This is a genomic window from Rhizobium sp. BT-226, from assembly GCF_025847085.2.
Lineage (GTDB): Bacteria > Pseudomonadota > Alphaproteobacteria > Rhizobiales > Rhizobiaceae > Rhizobium > Rhizobium sophorae.
Map to the genome: position 1 here is coordinate 1,899,859 of NZ_JAOYTI010000001.1, position 15,923 is coordinate 1,915,781.

At 62.4% G+C, this 15,923-nt stretch carries 13 protein-coding genes; 4 read left to right on the forward strand and 9 right to left on the reverse strand.

Going from position 1 to position 15,923, the window contains the following annotated elements; translation table 11 throughout:
* Positions 1–120 precede the first annotated feature (120 nt).
* From OIU37_RS09610 to OIU37_RS09630, 5 genes are all read right to left on the reverse strand, one after another.
* A complete protein-coding gene (locus OIU37_RS09610; protein ID WP_264257312.1) occupies positions 121–1,905 on the reverse strand; it encodes an IlvD/Edd family dehydratase in 1,785 nt (594 codons plus the stop codon).
* Positions 1,902–2,813 (reverse strand): NAD(P)-dependent oxidoreductase, encoded by a 912-nt coding sequence (locus OIU37_RS09615; RefSeq protein ID WP_264257314.1) that lies wholly within the window; start codon positions 2,811–2,813, stop codon positions 1,902–1,904. Before OIU37_RS09615 ends, OIU37_RS09610 begins: the two co-directional genes overlap by 4 nt.
* Positions 2,814–3,008: 195 nt before the next feature.
* Entirely contained in the window at positions 3,009–6,209 is a 3,201-nt protein-coding gene (locus OIU37_RS09620; protein ID WP_164022934.1) for an efflux RND transporter permease subunit, read from the reverse strand.
* Positions 6,210–6,330: 121 nt separating this feature from the next.
* Entirely contained in the window at positions 6,331–7,521 is a 1,191-nt protein-coding gene (locus tag OIU37_RS09625; RefSeq protein ID WP_168311692.1) for an efflux RND transporter periplasmic adaptor subunit, read from the reverse strand.
* A 45-nt stretch (positions 7,522–7,566) separates the two neighbouring features.
* A complete protein-coding gene (locus tag OIU37_RS09630) occupies positions 7,567–8,379 on the reverse strand; it encodes an alpha/beta hydrolase (RefSeq protein WP_264257317.1) in 813 nt (270 codons plus the stop codon).
* Between the two features lie 164 nt (positions 8,380–8,543).
* Between OIU37_RS09630 and OIU37_RS09635 the strand changes: the two genes are divergently transcribed.
* The gene (locus OIU37_RS09635) at positions 8,544–9,455 is read left to right on the forward strand and encodes a LysR family transcriptional regulator (RefSeq protein ID WP_180694333.1); all 912 of its coding nucleotides are present in this window, start codon (positions 8,544–8,546) and stop codon (positions 9,453–9,455) included.
* 338 nt (positions 9,456–9,793) lie between these two features.
* Here the strand turns inward: OIU37_RS09635 and OIU37_RS09640 are convergent, their stop codons facing one another.
* On the reverse strand, positions 9,794–10,534 hold the full coding sequence (locus OIU37_RS09640) for an SDR family oxidoreductase (protein WP_240605247.1): 741 nt from the start codon (positions 10,532–10,534) through the stop codon (positions 9,794–9,796).
* A 119-nt stretch (positions 10,535–10,653) separates the two neighbouring features.
* Between OIU37_RS09640 and OIU37_RS09645 the strand changes: the two genes are divergently transcribed.
* Genes OIU37_RS09645 through OIU37_RS09655 form a run of 3 tightly spaced genes read left to right on the forward strand, consistent with a single transcriptional unit; the run spans position 10,654 to position 12,587 of the window.
* Positions 10,654–11,562 carry a LysR family transcriptional regulator gene (locus OIU37_RS09645; protein WP_264257320.1) on the forward strand — a complete coding sequence of 303 codons (909 nt, stop codon included), beginning with the start codon at positions 10,654–10,656 and terminating at the stop codon, positions 11,560–11,562.
* A gap of 39 nt (positions 11,563–11,601) precedes the next feature.
* Positions 11,602–11,916, forward strand: coding sequence for a hypothetical protein (locus tag OIU37_RS09650; RefSeq protein WP_222402968.1), 315 nt, complete (start codon positions 11,602–11,604; stop codon positions 11,914–11,916).
* 53 nt (positions 11,917–11,969) lie between these two features.
* Entirely contained in the window at positions 11,970–12,587 is a 618-nt protein-coding gene (locus OIU37_RS09655) for a DNA-3-methyladenine glycosylase (RefSeq protein WP_240605250.1), read from the forward strand.
* Between the two features lie 58 nt (positions 12,588–12,645).
* Here OIU37_RS09655 and OIU37_RS09660 read toward each other — a convergent pair whose 3' ends face one another.
* From OIU37_RS09660 to OIU37_RS09670, 3 genes are read right to left on the reverse strand one after another with little or no spacing between them, the layout of a single operon-like run.
* Positions 12,646–14,187: a DHA2 family efflux MFS transporter permease subunit gene (locus OIU37_RS09660; protein ID WP_264257323.1), complete on the reverse strand. Its 1,542-nt coding sequence runs from the start codon at positions 14,185–14,187 to the stop codon at positions 12,646–12,648.
* Positions 14,180–15,409, reverse strand: a complete 1,230-nt coding sequence (locus OIU37_RS09665; RefSeq protein ID WP_264257325.1) for an HlyD family secretion protein — start codon at positions 15,407–15,409, stop codon at positions 14,180–14,182. The genes OIU37_RS09660 and OIU37_RS09665 overlap by 8 nt, the downstream gene beginning before the upstream one ends.
* Entirely contained in the window at positions 15,402–15,866 is a 465-nt protein-coding gene (locus tag OIU37_RS09670) for a MarR family winged helix-turn-helix transcriptional regulator (RefSeq protein WP_171605355.1), read from the reverse strand. The genes OIU37_RS09665 and OIU37_RS09670 overlap by 8 nt, the downstream gene beginning before the upstream one ends.
* Positions 15,867–15,923: the final 57 nt, after the last annotated feature.

Sequence of the window (15,923 nt, forward strand, 5' to 3'; positions counted from 1 at the left end):
GGTCTCAAGCCGGCATTAATGAAGCCTTGTCCTGATGACCGAACTAGTGACTAGGTGAACTGTTCGTTACGACTTTCCCCTTTTGGATCAAAGAACTTGCAGTCTGCGGCACCTTCAAGATCAGTGATTGTGCCGCGGCGGGTTTTTTGCGATCTGGCGGAATTCCGTCGCTCCCTCCAGAACCGCGCCGTCCGACAATTGCGTAACCGAGCGGCGGTAGATCTGCTGCCACGGGGTGGCATCCGGCGGCACTGGCGGGATGCCATCACCCTTGCGCCGTTCGATCTCGGCGTCCTCGACCAGCATGTCGCAGCGCCCGTGATTGAAGTCGATGCGGATGATATCGCCGGTACGAAGCCAGGCGAGGCCGCCTCCGGCGGCACTTTCCGGCGAGGCGTTGAGGATCGAGGGACTGTCCGCCGTGCCCGACTGGCGGCCGTCGCCGATCGTCGGCAGGCTGCGGATGCCGCGCTTCAGGAGATGATCCGGCGGCTGCATGTTGACGACCTCAGCCGAACCCGGCCAGCCGATCGGCCCGGCGCCGCGGATGACGAGGATGGTATTCTCGTCGATGCCGAGTTCGGGATCGTTGATGCGCTTGTGATAGTCCTCGGAACCGTCGAAGACCACCGCCCTACCCTCGAAGACGCCTTCGTGCCCGGGTTCCTCAAGATAGCGCCGGCGGAAATCCTCCGAGACCACGCTCATCTTCATGATCGCGAAATCGAAGAGATTACCCTTGAGAACGAGGAAGCCTGCCCGCTCCTTCAGCGGCTCAGCGAACGGCGTGATGACCTCGCGGTCGCGCGCTTCCTTGCCCTCTAGGTTCTCGGCCATCGTCCTGCCCGTCACCGTGCGACAGTTGCCATCGAGCTTTCCGGCCTGCAGCAGTTCCCACATTATCGCCGGCGTGCCGCCGGCGCGATGGAAGCGCTCGCCGAGATAGGCGCCGGCCGGCTGGACATTAGCCAGCAGCGGGATATCGAAACCGTGCACCTGCCAGTCGTCGGGATACAGTTCGACGCCGGCGTGCTTCGCCATCGCAGCCAGATGCGGCTGCGCGTTGGTCGAACCGCCGATCGCCGAATTGGTGCGGATCGCATTGAGGAAAGCCTCGCGCGTCAGGATATCCGACGGCTTCAGATCCTCGAACACGATTTCGACGGCGCGTCGCCCGGTGCGGTAGGCCATCTGGCCGCGCTCGCGGTAAGCGGCCGGAATGGCGCCACAGCCGGTCAGCGAAAGGCCGAGCGCCTCGGCCAGCGCATTCATTGTCGAAGCGGTGCCCATCGTATTGCAGTGGCCGACGGAAGGCGCAGAATCGAGCGCCGCCTGCAGGAATTCCTCCCGATCGATCTCGCCTGCCGCATATTTCCGCCGCATCCGCCAGATCACCGTGCCGGAGCCCGCCAGCTCCCCCTCGTGCCAGCCGTCGAGCATCGGGCCGCCGGAGAGCACGATCGCCGGGATATCGACCGTCGAAGCCGCCATGATCGCCGAAGGCGTGGTCTTGTCGCAGCCGGTGGTCAGAACGACACCGTCGAGCGGATAGCCATAGAGGATTTCGACGAGACCGAGATAAGCGAGATTGCGGTCGAGTGCGGCCGTCGGGCGCTTGCAATTCTCGAAGATCGGATGTGTCGGAAACTCGATCGGAATGCCGCCGGCATCGCGAATGCCGTCGCGCACGCGCTTGGCAAGTTCGACATGCACTCTGTTGCAGGGCGTAAGATCACTGCCGCTCTGGGCAATCCCGATGATCGGCTTGCCGGAGCGCAGCTCTTCCGGCGTGATGCCGTAATTCATGAAGCGCTCGAGATAGAGCGCTGCCATGTCGATATGATCGGGATTGTCGAACCAGTCCTGCGAACGTAGGCGCCGCTTCGGCGAATGGCTGTCCGTCACTTCTTTCCTCCCGGCCGGGCGTTCTTCTCTTCGAGATGGAGGAGCAGGCCGCTGTGATCCTTTTCGCCATTGCCATTGGCGACGAATTCGCTGAATTCGGCATGCACCGCCGCAGTCAGCGGCAGCGTCAACGACAGGGTCTTGGCCGTCTCCATGGCGGCATTCAGATCCTTCAACTGGTTGCTGGACGAACCACCTGGCGTAAACTGCCGCTCGACCATGCGCTTGCCGTGCAGTTCGAGGATACGGCTCTCGGCAAAGCCGCCGCGAATGGCGTCCCGGAAGGCCGCCTGCGAGCCGCCGCCCGCTTCGATCAGCATCATCGCTTCGGCGACGGCGCCGATCGTCACCGCGACGATCTGCTGGTTGGCAAGCTTGGCAAGCTGGCCTGCCCCGCTTGGGCCGACGCGGGTCACGCGCCCCATAGGCGCAAAGACATCGGCAAGCCCGTCGACCACGTCCTTGTCACCGCCCGCCATGATCGCGAGCGTACCGGCTTCCGCCCCGACGACGCCGCCTGATACCGGCGCATCGACATGATGGATGCCGCGGTCGGCAAGCCTCGCCGAATGGTCGCGGGCGAAATGCGGGGCGATCGAACTCATGTCGATGACGGTTGTGCCAGGCGCCATCGCATCGGCCGCTCCGCGGTCGAACAACACGTCCTTCACCGCCTCGGCGTTGGTCAGCATAGTGATGACGACGTCGGCGCCCGAGACGGCATCCGCCGGTGTTTTCGCGCAGATCGCGCCGTCTCCCGCAAGCGGCTCGGCCTTGCCGGCATCGCGATTCCAGACGGTGACGGCAAAGCCCTCGCCAAGCAGCCGGCGAGCCATCGGCGCGCCCATCAGGCCGGTGCCGAGAAAGGCGATCCGCCTGCCGTCATGACCTTCTCTCGAACTCGTCATTCAGTCCTCCCAACTGTTGTCCGTCTTTGATAGTCCCCTCGTCCATCGTTGCAAACCGTTTTGACGGACGTAACGCATTTTTGTCACACGCCCTGGAGGGCGTTGTTCGAAGGCCGCGCACACTCCTTGAAAACGATACGGGCGAGAACCGAAGTTCCCGCCCGATTTACTCGACAAAGGAAGGTTGAATTCCGTTTATTCCGCCGCGAGCCGGATGACCTCCGCCTCTTCTTCCTTGTGTTCGTCCGGCTTGTGCTGGATGAGCGGACGGTTGCCCGTCAGCCGCCGCAGCAGCACATAGAACACCGGCGTCATGAAGATGCCGAAGAAGGTCACGCCGATCATGCCCGAGAAGACCGCGACACCCATGGCCGCGCGCATTTCCGCGCCGGCGCCGGTGGAGACGACGAGCGGCACAACACCCATGATGAAGGCGAGCGAGGTCATGAGGATCGGGCGAAGGCGAAGGCGGCTGGCCTCGATCGCGGCCTCCCGCGGCGTTCTTCCCTCGAACTCCAGTTCGCGGGCGAATTCCACGATCAGGATCGCGTTCTTGGCGGATAGGCCGACTAGCACCACAAGACCGATCTGGGTGAAGATGTTGTTGTCTCCACCGGTGAGCCAGACGCCGGTCAGCGCGGCCAGCACGCCCATCGGCACGATCATGATGATCGCAAGCGGCAGCGTCAGGCTTTCATACTGGGCGGCCAGCACGAGGAAGACGAGCAACAGTGCCAGGGGGAAGACGACGATGCTCGAATTGCCGGCCAGGATCTGCTGATAGGTCAGATCCGTCCATTCGAAGTCGATGCCCGCAGGCAGGGTCTCGTGAAGAATCTTCTCGATTGCCGCCTGCGCCTGACCCGACGAGAAGCCCGGTGCCGGACCGCCGTTGATATCGGCGGCAAGGAAGCCGTTGTAACGGTTCGCGCGTTCCGGACCGGTGCTCGGCTCCACCTTCAAGAGGGCCGAAAGCGGGATCATCTCACCCGAGGCCGACCGGACCTTCAACTGGCCGATATCTTCCGGCTGGGCGCGGAATTTCGCATCGGCCTGTACACGGACGCTGTAGGTGCGGCCGAAGGCGTTGAAGTCGTTCACATAGAGCGAACCGAGATAGATCTGCAGCGTCTGGAAGACATCGGTGACGGAAACCCCGAGCTGCTCGGCCTTGGCACGGTCGAGATCGGCATAGAGCTGCGGTACATTGATCTGGAAGCTGGAGAACAGCCCGGCGAGCTCAGGCGTCTGGTAGGCCTTGGCAAGCACGGCCTTGGTCGCCTCGTCGAGCGCCTGGTTGCCGAGGCCGGCACGATCCTCGATCTGCAGCTTGAAACCGCCCGTCGTGCCGAGACCATTGACCGGCGGCGGCGGGAACATGGCGATGAAGGCATCCTGGATGACGCCGAACTTCTGGTTCAGTGCCATGGCGATTGCGCCGCCCGAGAGATCAGGCGTCTTGCGCTCTTCGAAGTCCTTCAGCGTCACGAAGACGATGCCGGCGTTCGAGGAGTTGGTGAAGCCGTTGATCGACAGGCCCGGGAAGGCAATCGCATTGGCAACGCCCGGCTGCGCCAGCGCGATGTCGGTCATGCGCTTGATGACGTCTTCCGTGCGGTCGAGGCTTGCGGCATCCGGCAACTGGGCAAAGCCGATCAGATACTGCTTGTCCTGCGACGGCACAAAGCCGCCGGGGACCGTGCTGAACAGGCTGTAGGTCGCACCGACTAGCGCCAGATAGATCACCATAACGATGCTCTTGCGCGACAACAGCCCGCCAACGCCCTTGCCGTAGGCATTCGAGCCCGCGCCGAAGACACGGTTGAAGCCGCGGAAGAACCAGCCGAAGATAGCGTCCATGAACCGCGTCAGCCAATCCTTCGGCTGATCATGGCTCTTCAGGAGAAGGGCTGCCAGCGCCGGAGACAGCGTGAGCGAGTTGAAAGCCGAGATGACGGTCGAAATCGCAATCGTCAGCGCAAACTGGCGATAGAACTGACCCGAAAGACCGGAGATGAAGGCAAGCGGCACGAAGACCGCGACGAGCACCAGCGCGATCGCGACGATCGGACCGGAGACTTCCCTCATCGCCTTGTAAGTGGCAGCCCGCGGCGACAGGCCCTCCTCGATATTGCGCTCGACGTTTTCGACCACCACGATCGCGTCGTCGACGACGATACCGATCGCAAGCACCAGTCCGAACAGACTGAGCGCGTTGATCGAGAAGCCGAAGACATACATGACCGCGAAAGTGCCGATGATCGATACAGGAACGGCGATCAGCGGGATGATCGAGGCGCGCCACGTCTGCAGGAACAGGATGACGACGAGGACGACGAGCGCGATGGCTTCGAGCAGCGTGTCGATGACCTTCTCGATCGAGGCCCGCACGAATTTCGTCGTATCGTAGACGATCTCGTATTTGACGCCCTCAGGCATGGCGAGCTGCAGCTGATCCATGGTCGCGTTCACATTGTCCGCGATCTCGATCGCGTTCGAACCCGGCGCCTGAAGGACGGCGACGGCGACGGCCGGCTTGCCGTCGAGCAGCGAACGCAGCGTGTAATCCGCAGCACCGAGCTCGATGCGGGCGACATCGCGAAGGCGGGTGATCTCGCCATTGGCGCCCGTCTTGACGATGATGTTGCCGAATTCCTCGGGCGTGCGCAGGCGGCCCTGGGCATTGACGTTGAGCTGCAGGTCCACACCGGGCTGGCTCGGCGATGCGCCGATGATACCGGCGGCAGCCTGGATGTTCTGGGAACTGATCGCGCTGCTGATGTCGCTGGCGGCAAGATTGTGCTCGGCGGCCTTCTGCGGGTCGATCCAGACACGCATGGAATAGTCGCCGGCGCCGAAAACCTGCACCTGACCGACGCCTGCGATGCGGGCGAGCCGATCCTTGACGTTGAGGGTCGCGTAATTGCGAAGATAGGTGATGTCGTGATTGTTCCCGTCGGAGACGAGGTTGACGACCATGATGAAGTTGGGTGAGCTCTTGACTGTCGTGATGCCGAGCGAACGGACTTCCGCCGGCAGGCGCGGTTCGGCCTGCGAAACGCGGTTCTGTACGAGCTGCTGCGCCTTGTCGGGGTCGGTGCCGAGCTTGAAGGTGACGGTGACGTTGAGCACGCCGTCCGATGTCGCTTGGCTGGCCATATAGAGCATGCCTTCGACGCCGTTGATCTGCTCTTCGAGCGGCGTCGCCACCGTTTCGGCGATGACGCTTGGGTTGGCGCCGGGATAGGTAGCGCGCACGACGATCGACGGCGGCACGACCTCTGGATATTCGGAAATCGGCAGCGCGCGCAGGCCGATCAGGCCGGCAACCAGGATGAGGACCGAAAGAACACCGGCAAAGACCGGGCGGTCGACAAAGAATCTGGAGATGTTCATATCAAAGCCCTCTCCGGGGTGAACATGGATGCAAAGCCCCTCTCCGGCGGTTTGGGAGCCGCCGGCGGGTCGTATCATTTCGAGTATTGGCGCCCTCCCCCTCAGGGGAAGGCGAAAGTCTTTACTGCGCGGTCGCGACCTTCTCTTCCATCTGAGGTGCGACGACTGCGCCTGGACGGATGCGCTGCAGACCGTTGACGACGATCTTCTCGCCGACGTTCAGGCCGCTTTCGACCACCCGCTGACCGTCAGCCACTGTGCCGAGCTGGACCTGCCGATAGGCGACCTTGTTCTCGCCATCGACGACGAAGACGAACTTCTTGTCCTGGTCCGTGCCGACGGCGCGGTCACTGATGACGATCTTGTTTTCGGCCTTCGGCTGGCCCATGCGCACCCGCACGAACTGGCCGGGGATGAGACGCCCGCCCGGATTATCGAAGACGGCGCGAACGCCGATCGTGCCGCTTGATGCATCGACCTCGTTATCGATCAGTTGCAACTTGCCCTTGATCGGCGTGCCGCTGTCGGTCAACGTGCCGACCTCGACCGGGATCTGCTCGACGGGAGGCAGGGCGCTGTCCGTCTGCGGAAGCTGGGCAAGCGCACGCGTCACCATCTCTTCGCTGGCGTTGAAGCTCGCATAGATCGGATCGACCGAAACGAGTGTCGTCAGCGCCGGCGAGGCCGACCCGGCCGCCACGAGGTTACCGGCGGTCACCTCGATCTTGCCGATACGGCCGGACACCGGAGCCCGCACCTCAGTGTAATCGAGATCGAGCTGGGCCGACTGCAGTGCAGCCTGCGCCGAACGCAGCCCCGCCTGGGCCTCGGCCAGCGCACTCTGGCGCTGGTCGAGATCGCTCTGGGAGATGGTGCGGTTGTCGGAAAGCCTGCGGCCGCGGTCGAGTTCGGTCTGCGCCAGGCTGACCTTGGCTTCGGCCGAAGCGACCTGGCCTTGCGCCTGCGCCACGCTCGCCTGATAGGGGGCTGGGTCGATGGTGAAGAGCAGGTCGCCCTGCTTGACCAGCGCCCCTTCGCGGAACGCCACAGAAAGGATGGCGCCGGCGACACGGGAACGCACCTGCACCCGGTCGACCGCTTCGAGACGGCCGGAGAAACTTTCCCAGGCCGTCACGTCGCGCGCCGCGACGACGGCAACCGTCACCGGCACAGCGGGAGCCTGCGCGGGGACGGAAGCGGCCGTGGCGGTCGTGCTCATCGGCAATTCGAAAAACAATGCAGCGCCGGAAACGGACGCAACAAGGCCAATGCCGGCGCCCAACAGGGCCCAGCGCTTACTTCTGGACGTCATTAGTACTCTCCTTGCGGCTCTAAGCCGCCGAAATATCAGTCTTCTTCAATGCAATTGCGGTTGGACGCTTACCTCCCGAAGGAAGCTTCCGAAATGGCGGCTGACGTTTTCCTGCCAGTCGGGCACTCCCTCGGATTTCCCACCATAAATCGAGGGCCAGCCCGTCCCGGCGGGAAGGACATGCTGGCGCACACCGACGCCGGCCTGTTTCAGGCGGACACCGTAACCAATCGTTTCGTCGTGCAGAGGATCATCCTCCGCGGTGAATATCAGTGCCGGCGCGACGCCGGATATACGCGAACAGAGGCAAGGCGCCGCATAAGGGTGGCAACCGCCGCCGCTCAGATAGTGGCTCCAACCTTCCGTCCAGCGCTGACGCATGCCGATGGCTTCAGCCTTGCGGATCGAGGAGGTACCCATGAAGGGATCGAGCAACGGCGAAATCAGGACCTGGCCGTCGAGCGCGTCCGGCATCTGGTCGCGTGCCTTCAGTGCGACGCCGGCGGCGATATTGCCGCCGGCCTCTTCACCGGCGACGAAAAGCAACGACTTTCGGTCGCCAAGACCGGCGCGTTTGTTGGCGAGATAGGTAAAAACTGAGAAGGAAACTTCCAGCGCCTTCGGAAATATGTTGCCGGACAGCGTGCTGTAGTCAGCGTCGACGACGATTGCGCCGGCTTTGGCGAGGCTCATCGCCACCGGCCGGTCGGCCGCTTTGTCGCTGTCGAGAAAAGCCCCGCCGTGCAGGTAAAGCACGATCGGCGGGCCCCTGCCATAATCGGCACCCATGTAGATACGTGCGGAAACGGGGCCGATGGCCACCTTATCCAGCATCATATCTTTCCATTCCACCGTCATGGTTCGGATCTCTTTTGCGTCAGCCACAAGCAGACAACGGCTGCCGCTTGCATTTTGCACAAAAAAGATATTGTTATTCCAACCAGGGAATAAGAAGCTATATCGCGATAACACTGTTCCAGATCTCGAACAATGGTGCAACGCAAACTGCGGACTTGAAACCGATGGATCAGCTCTCGGCAATGCGCGTCTTCATCCGCGTCGTGGAGACGGGCAATTTCACCCGCGCCGCCGACATGCTCGCCATGCCCAAGGCGACGGTGACCAATCTCATCCAGGGCCTGGAAGCGCATCTGCGCACCAAGCTTTTGAATCGTACCACGCGCCGGGTCATGGTGACCACGGACGGCGCGCTTTATTACGAGCGCGCCGCCCATATCATTTCGGAGCTGGAGGAACTCGACGGCAGCCTTTCCAATTCGCAGAGCCTGCCGAGCGGGCGGCTGCGCGTCGAGATGGCCGGCGCTTTCGCCGATTGGATCGTCGTTCCGGCACTTTGCGATTTCTATCAGCGTTATCCGGACATCCGCATCGACCTTGGTGTCGGCGACCGCACGGTCGATTATCTTGCAGAAAATGTCGACTGCGCGCTGCGGGCCGGCACGCCGACCGACCAGTCGCTGATTGCGCGGCGAGTCTCCGAAGTCGAGATGATCACATGTGCTGCGCCGAGCTACATCCAGAAATTCGGCATGCCCGAGCGGCCGGAGGATCTGGAGGCAGATCATCACTCGGTCAACTATTTCCGCGCCCAGAACAACCGAACGCTGCCCTTCGAATTCCGCCGGCACAACGAGGTGATCGAGACCAGTCCGCGTTACATCGCCTCGGTCAACGACAGCCGCACCTATCTGACAGCTGCGCTGACGGGTCTCGGCATCGCGCAGGTGCCGATCTTCATGGCGCGCGAGCCGATGGCAAAGGGCGAACTTGTCCGAGTGCTGCCGGACTGGCGTCGCGATCCGCTGCCGCTCTATGTCGTCTATCCGCCGAACCGCCACCTCAGCAACAAGGTCCGCGTCTTCGTCGACTGGCTGGTGAAACTTCTGGTCGAGGCAAGACTGAACGACGGTTGAGCGCCGAGACAAATACGGCCCGGAAGGCAAGGGAAGCCTTCGACGGGCCGCAATCTGCAACTTTGAACATCAAGCCTGTCGCACTGTAGCAAGGGCGCGGCAGGCTCTGGAGGTTCGCAAAGAGAGCGGCAGGGAATTCCACTCTCTCGCGATAAGGCAGATATACGCACTCCCCGCAGGATTATAAGGGAAAATTCCGCAATCGCGTTCACATATTTGCGATGACGGCTTGGCTCCTATGTTCCCGCGCGGTCGTCCCCGCGCGCGGTGACGGACGGGGTTTCAATTCCCGACGGCCGGCTTCAGCAAGTCCTCGAGGCCGGAAGCCGCCGGTTTCGTCAGATCACGCCGCCATTGGCGCGCAGCGTCTGGCCGTTGATCCAGCCGCCCGCCGGGCCGGCAAGGAAGGCAACCGCAGAAGCGATGTCTTCCGGTGTGCCGAGGCGTTCCAGCGGGTTCATTTTCGCCGTGCGGGCGATGAGTTCGTCCGACTTGCCGTTAAGGAAAAGCTCCGTGGCGACCGGACCGGGCGCGACGGCGTTGACGGTGATGTTGCGGCCGCGCATCTCCTTGGCCATGATTGCCGTCAGCGTTTCCACCGCAGCCTTGGTAGCGGCATAGACACCGTAGGTTTCAAGCTTCAGGCCGACGACGGATGTCGAGAAGTTGACGACCCGGCCGCCGTCGCGCAGACGCTTGGCTGCCTCGCGCAACGTATTGAAGGTGCCCTTCAGATTGACGCCGATCTGGCGATCGAAATTGGCGTCATCGGCCTCGGCAAGCGAAGAGAGCATCATGATGCCGGCATTGTTGACGAGCACATCGAGGCCGCCGAAGGCGGCTTCCGCGGCATCGAACATGCGGCGGACGGCTTCGGCATCGCTGACATCGGCTTTCGCCGTCAGCGCCTTGCCGCCGGCCTGCTCGATCTTCTTTGCCAGTTCCTCGGCCGGAGCGGCATTGCCCGAGTAATTGATGACGACGGTGAAACCATCCTTGGCGAGACGCTCGGCGACCGCTGCGCCGATGCCGCGGGACGAGCCGGTCACCAATGCGACCTTGTTTTCGTTGGAAGCCATTGTCCTTCTCCTTCATTCTGCGCCGCAGCGCGTTTTCGATGGGGAAAAGATGCGCCCTTTCCTTTTGCGGATAATCAGGCATTATTCGGCATCACTATCCGGGAATATCGAACAAACAGATGGACAGATTTGATGCCATGCGAGTGTTTTGCCGTGTCGTGGAACGCCGCAGCTTCACGCTTGCCGCCGATGACACCGGTCTGCCACGCTCGACCGTCACCGATGCGGTCAAGGGGCTGGAAGCCCGCCTCGGCGTGCGCCTGCTCCAGCGCACGACGCGCCATGTCAGTCCGACGCTTGATGGCGAAGCCTATTACCAACGCTGCCTGTCGATCCTTGCCGATATCGAGGAAGCCGAAGGGGCCTTTGCCGGCGCCAAGCCGAAGGGCATGCTGCGTGTCGACGTGCACGGCACGCTCGCCCGCCATTTCGTGCTGCCAAGCCTGCCGTCCTTCCTGGAGACCTATCCTGCCATTGAATTCTACATGAGCGAGGGCGATCGGCTGGTCGATCTGGTGCGTGAGGGCATCGATTGCGTGCTGCGCGTCGGCACGCCGCAAGACAGCGACATGGTCGCCCGGCGTGTCGCCATGCTCGATGAGGTGACGCTCGCCTCTCCTGCCTACATTGCCCGCCACGGTCTGCCGCAGCATCCCGACCGGCTTGCCGGCCATCGCATGGTCGGCTTCCACTCCAGCGGCACCGGCAGCCTGCTGCCGTTGGAATTCACCGTCCGCAGCACGGTGCGTGACATCACCATTCCCGCCACCGTCGCCGTCAACGCCGCCGAAAGCTATATTTCAGCGGCAAGGATGGGCCTCGGCATGATCCAGATCCCACGCTATCACGCCGAAGAAGATCTTGCCGCGGGAACGCTGGTCCAGATACTGCAGGATTTTCCGCTGACCCCGACACCGGTTTCCCTGCTTTACCCCCGCAACCGCCAGCTTTCGCCGCGTGTGCGCGTCTTCATCGACTGGCTGGTGAAGGTCTTTGCTCGACAAAATTCCGAAAACGCGCTTCACTAAATTGCGCCTTGCTAATATGAGCGCCCTCGGAGAACGGCCATGGCACTCAACGATATCACCGTCTACCAGACGGAAGACGGCTTCGTCGTCGAATTCGGCGGAGAAGGCGAAGACAGCATTGCCGTAACGCTGCGGACCACACCTGAGCTGACCTCGGAAAACGCCGTTTTGCGGGCCAAGGCCCTGCTTGCCGCCGCGATCGAACCGGCCCATAGCGACGGCGCACGCAGCAAGGATCCCGCCTTGCTCGAAGAAGAACTGGAGGAGGGTCTGGAAGATTCCTTCCCGGCGAGCGACCCGGTCTCGGTCACATCATCCTCGATCCCGATGCGCGATCCGAATGCCGGCCGCTGATGTCTCTGGCCGAAAAGCATGAAGCGGTTTCGGGATGACGGCGAGCGCGCTGAATGTTATCTGCGTCGATCATGACCGATGGTGGAACGATATCAGGTGCGATCGGCGCCGGCATGCTCACCGGCGAAAGCCTCAGGAAGTTTTTCGAGCGCGATGCGATCGCCGTCTCTCGCGACCTGCTCGGCTGCCATCTGACCGTGGACGGCGTCGGCGGACGCATCACCGAGACCGAAGCCTATTTCCCCGATGATGAGGCATCGCACAGCTTCCGCGGCCCGACCAAGCGCAACGGCGCCATGTACGGCAAGCCGGGCAACGTCTATATCTACCGCATCTACGGCATGTACTGGTGCCTGAATTTCGTCTGCCATCCGGGCTCGGCTGCTCTCATCCGCGCCCTGGAGCCGGAAACGGGAATCCCTCAGATGATGGAGCGGCGCGGCACCGATATGCTGACGTCGCTTTGCAGCGGTCCCGGCAAGCTATGCCAGGCGCTCGGCATCGATATCGCCATCAATGACAGGCTGCTTGATCGCCCGCCCTATGCCATCGCGCCGTCAGCACCTGTGCCGATCGTCTCGGGAAAACGCATCGGCATCACGAAAAATGCCGAAGCACCATGGCGCTTCGGCATTCAGGGATCGCGTTTTCTCAGCAAGCCGTTTCGCTAAAGCAATTCCAGGAAAAGTGCGAAGCGCTTTTTCGTCCGGAATTGCTCGAATCTGGAGTTCATTCCATGACGGCGCTGTGGTCGACGGCGGGTGCTGCCTTCGGCTTGCGCAGCAGCAGCACCAGCGGAATGACCGCAAGCGACATCAGCATCAGCAGCTTGAAATCGTCCATATAGGCGATGATCGTCGCTTGCAGCGTGATGATCTCGTTGAGCGAGGCGCGGCCGGCCGCCGTCACCGGGCTGAGCCCCTGCGCAGCCACCGCATTGAAGGCGTGGTTGAACGGCGTCACATAGGCCGCGATCGATTCATGATTGCTCTGCGTGTTCTCGACGATCAACGCCGAGACGATCGAGATGCCGACCGCCGAGCCGATGTTTCGCGACAGGTTGTAGAGACCGGTGCCGTCGCCGCGCATATGGGCAGGCAGCGTGGAAAAAGCGATCGTCGTCAGCGGCACGAACAGAAAGCCGAGGCCGGCGCCCTGGATGAAGCCTACCGAGACGATCGTCCATTGCGAGACGTCGGGTGTCCAGCCGGTCATGTCGTACATCGCCCATGCGGTGAGCCCCAAGCCGAGCGCCAGCAACGCGCGCGTATCGACCTTGCCGACCATCCGCCCGACGATGAACATGCAGAGCATGGTGCCAAGCCCCCGCGGCCCCATGACGATGCCCGCGGTGATGACGGGATAGCCCATCAGCGTCTGCAGATAGGGCGTCATCAGCGCCAGTGAGGCGAGATAGGTAATGCCGACCACGAAGATGAAGATCATGCTGATCGAGAAGTTCTGGTCGAGGAACAGCTTCGGGTTCACGAAGGATTTCTCCGCCGTCAGCGTATGCACGATCAGCAGATAGAAGGCTGAGGCGCAGATCAACGCCTCGAGCATGATCTCACCGGAAGAGAACCAGTCGAGCTGCTCGCCGCGGTCGAGGAAGAGCTGCAGCGAGGCGATGCCGAGGCTCATCATCCCGAAACCGAACCAGTCCAGTTTGGCCAGCAGATCCCTCTTGGTCTCGGTGACGAAGACGACGATGCCCATGAAGGCGAGCGCCCCGATCGGCACGTTGATATAAAATACCCAGCGCCAGCTGATATTGTCGGTCAGCCAGCCGCCGATGACAGGCCCAAGCACCGGCCCGACCATGACCGAGACGCCGAAAAGGGCCATAGCCGAGCCGCGCTCCTCGACCGTATAGATGTCGAGGAGGATGCCCTGGGAAAGCGGCACCAACGACGCGCCGAACAGGCCTTGCAGCAGGCGGAAAGCGACGATCTGGTTCAGCGATTGCGCCAGGCCGCAGAGAACGGAGGCCGCCACGAAGCCGGCAATGGCGACGAGCAGGACGCGTTTGCGGCCGAACTTGGCGGCGAGGAAGCCCGACGGCGGTGTCATGATTGCCGCCGCGACAATATAGGAGGTCAGCACCCAGTTGATCTGGTCGGCAGAGGCCGACACGCTGCCCTGGATATAGGGCAGTGCCACGTTGGCGATCGTCGTGTCCAGCGCCTGCATGATGACGGCGAGAATGACGCAGGCCGTGATCGCACCGCGATTGGCAATCGGCGTCGCCGGAGAAGCGGAAGCGTTACTCATGATCCTTGCCCTGAGGCCGGCCCAGAAGCTTGTTGACGAAATCAGGCAGGCCGCGGGCATGACCGGTCTCGACATCGACCACCGTGCTCATGCCTACGCGCAGCGGCGGCTTGCCGCCGGTATCCTCGATGCTGACGCGCATCGGAATGCGCTGCACGACCTTCACCCAGTTGCCCGTAGTGTTCTGCGCCGGCAGCAGCGAGAAGCTGGAGCCGGAGGCCGGACTGATGCTCTCGACCTTGCCCTTCCATGTCACGCCGGGATAGGTGTCGACATAGATCTCGGCCGTCTGGCCGGGCTTGACGTAGGTAAGCTCGGTTTCCTTCGGGCTGGCGGCGATCCACAGATGGTCGGTGGCAACGAGCGAGAAGGCCTGCTGCGAAGCCTGCAGGTAGGAGCCCACCTGCAGCGCGTTGACATTGGTGACGATGCCGTCGAACGGCGCCTTGACGACGCTGTGGTCGAGTTCGCGCTGGGCACTGTCGACATTCGATTTGGCCTGCAGATAGAGCGGGTTCTCCTCGACCGGCTGGTCGGCAGCGCCGCCGAGCTGGGCGAGCGTTGTTGCGGCTTCCGCCTTGGCAACGGCAACCTTCTGCCGAGCGGCGTCCAGATTGTGCTTGGCCTCGTCATAGGCCGACTGCGTCGCGCTGCCATTGTTGACCAGGTTCTGCTGCCGGTCGAACTGATCCTGGTAATAGGGAATGTCGGCTTGCGCCTGCGTGATCTCGGCGAGCGACTGCTGGTAGCTCGCCTTGAGATTCATGATCTGGTTGCGCTGCGCGCCGAGCTGCGCCTTGGCGCCATCGAGCGCAATCTTGAAGGAATCCGACCGCAGGCTGAAGAGCACCTGCCCCGCTTTGACCGCCTCGTTCTCATGCGCGTTGATCTGGTCGACGATACCCGAGACATCGGTGGTAAGCCCGACCATGTCGGCCTGGATATAGGCGTTGTCGGTCGACATCACCTGGCCGCCATTGACGTAATAATAACCGCCGACGACGAGCGCCACCGGCAGCAAGGCAAATAGGATCGGCCGCGTGAGACTGCGCCGGCGGCGGACCTTGTTGCCGCCAGGCGCAGCCACGGCGGCGGCCGGCGCTGAATTGGATGAAGGCGCTTCGGCTACCGTTTCCTGCTGTTTCGCTTGCGTTTCTTCGACAGGAGTCTCGGTCTTGGCATTGGCGTCGGCAACGACGCGGAGGGGGGATTGATCAGCCATCGTTCGTCTCATTCTCGTCAACCGGGCTCCGGCATGCCTGAACCAGGTTCGTCTTCATTACGGATAGGATGTGGAAAAGCTGCTCGCGCTGCTCGGCCGAAACACCTTGCAGCGCTTCCGCGCGGGTGGTGTCACCGAGCTCGCGCATTTCGGCAAGCAGCGGGTGCGCCTCATCGCACATATAAAGCAACCAGATACGCCGGTCGGTCGGGTGCTGGCGGCGCTCGATCAGCCCGCGCTCGGCGAGCTTGTCGAGAATGCGCACCAGCGTGATCGGCTCGACTTCGAGGATTTCGGCAAGGCCGCCCTGATGGATGCCTTCGTTATTCGAGAGATAGGCAAGCGTCTGCCATTGCGACCGGGTCAGCCCAAGGCACTTCGCGCGCTGCTCGAACCGCTTGCGCAGCAGCCGTGCGACGTCGTGGAGAAGGAAACCGAGGGTCGGAGTGGCGTTCATGAAAAGCTGTGACCGTTATTTATAAGCATCCTTATAATATCGGTAGATATATTGAGC

Coding starts and splice junctions, on each gene's coding strand:
- OIU37_RS09660 (WP_264257323.1), bottom strand. CDS start 14,187: ATGAGTAACGCTTCCGCTTCTCCGGCGACGCCGATTGCCAATCGCGGT.
- OIU37_RS09665 (WP_264257325.1), bottom strand. CDS start 15,409: ATGGCTGATCAATCCCCCCTCCGCGTCGTTGCCGACGCCAATGCCAAG.
- OIU37_RS09640 (WP_240605247.1), bottom strand. CDS start 10,534: ATGGCTTCCAACGAAAACAAGGTCGCATTGGTGACCGGCTCGTCCCGC.
- OIU37_RS09655 (WP_240605250.1), top strand. CDS start 11,970: ATGTTATCTGCGTCGATCATGACCGATGGTGGAACGATATCAGGTGCG.
- OIU37_RS09645 (WP_264257320.1), top strand. CDS start 10,654: ATGGACAGATTTGATGCCATGCGAGTGTTTTGCCGTGTCGTGGAACGC.
- OIU37_RS09670 (WP_171605355.1), bottom strand. CDS start 15,866: ATGAACGCCACTCCGACCCTCGGTTTCCTTCTCCACGACGTCGCACGG.
- OIU37_RS09625 (WP_168311692.1), bottom strand. CDS start 7,521: ATGACGTCCAGAAGTAAGCGCTGGGCCCTGTTGGGCGCCGGCATTGGC.
- OIU37_RS09650 (WP_222402968.1), top strand. CDS start 11,602: ATGGCACTCAACGATATCACCGTCTACCAGACGGAAGACGGCTTCGTC.
- OIU37_RS09630 (WP_264257317.1), bottom strand. CDS start 8,379: ATGACGGTGGAATGGAAAGATATGATGCTGGATAAGGTGGCCATCGGC.
- OIU37_RS09620 (WP_164022934.1), bottom strand. CDS start 6,209: ATGAACATCTCCAGATTCTTTGTCGACCGCCCGGTCTTTGCCGGTGTT.
- OIU37_RS09635 (WP_180694333.1), top strand. CDS start 8,544: ATGGATCAGCTCTCGGCAATGCGCGTCTTCATCCGCGTCGTGGAGACG.
- OIU37_RS09615 (WP_264257314.1), bottom strand. CDS start 2,813: ATGACGAGTTCGAGAGAAGGTCATGACGGCAGGCGGATCGCCTTTCTC.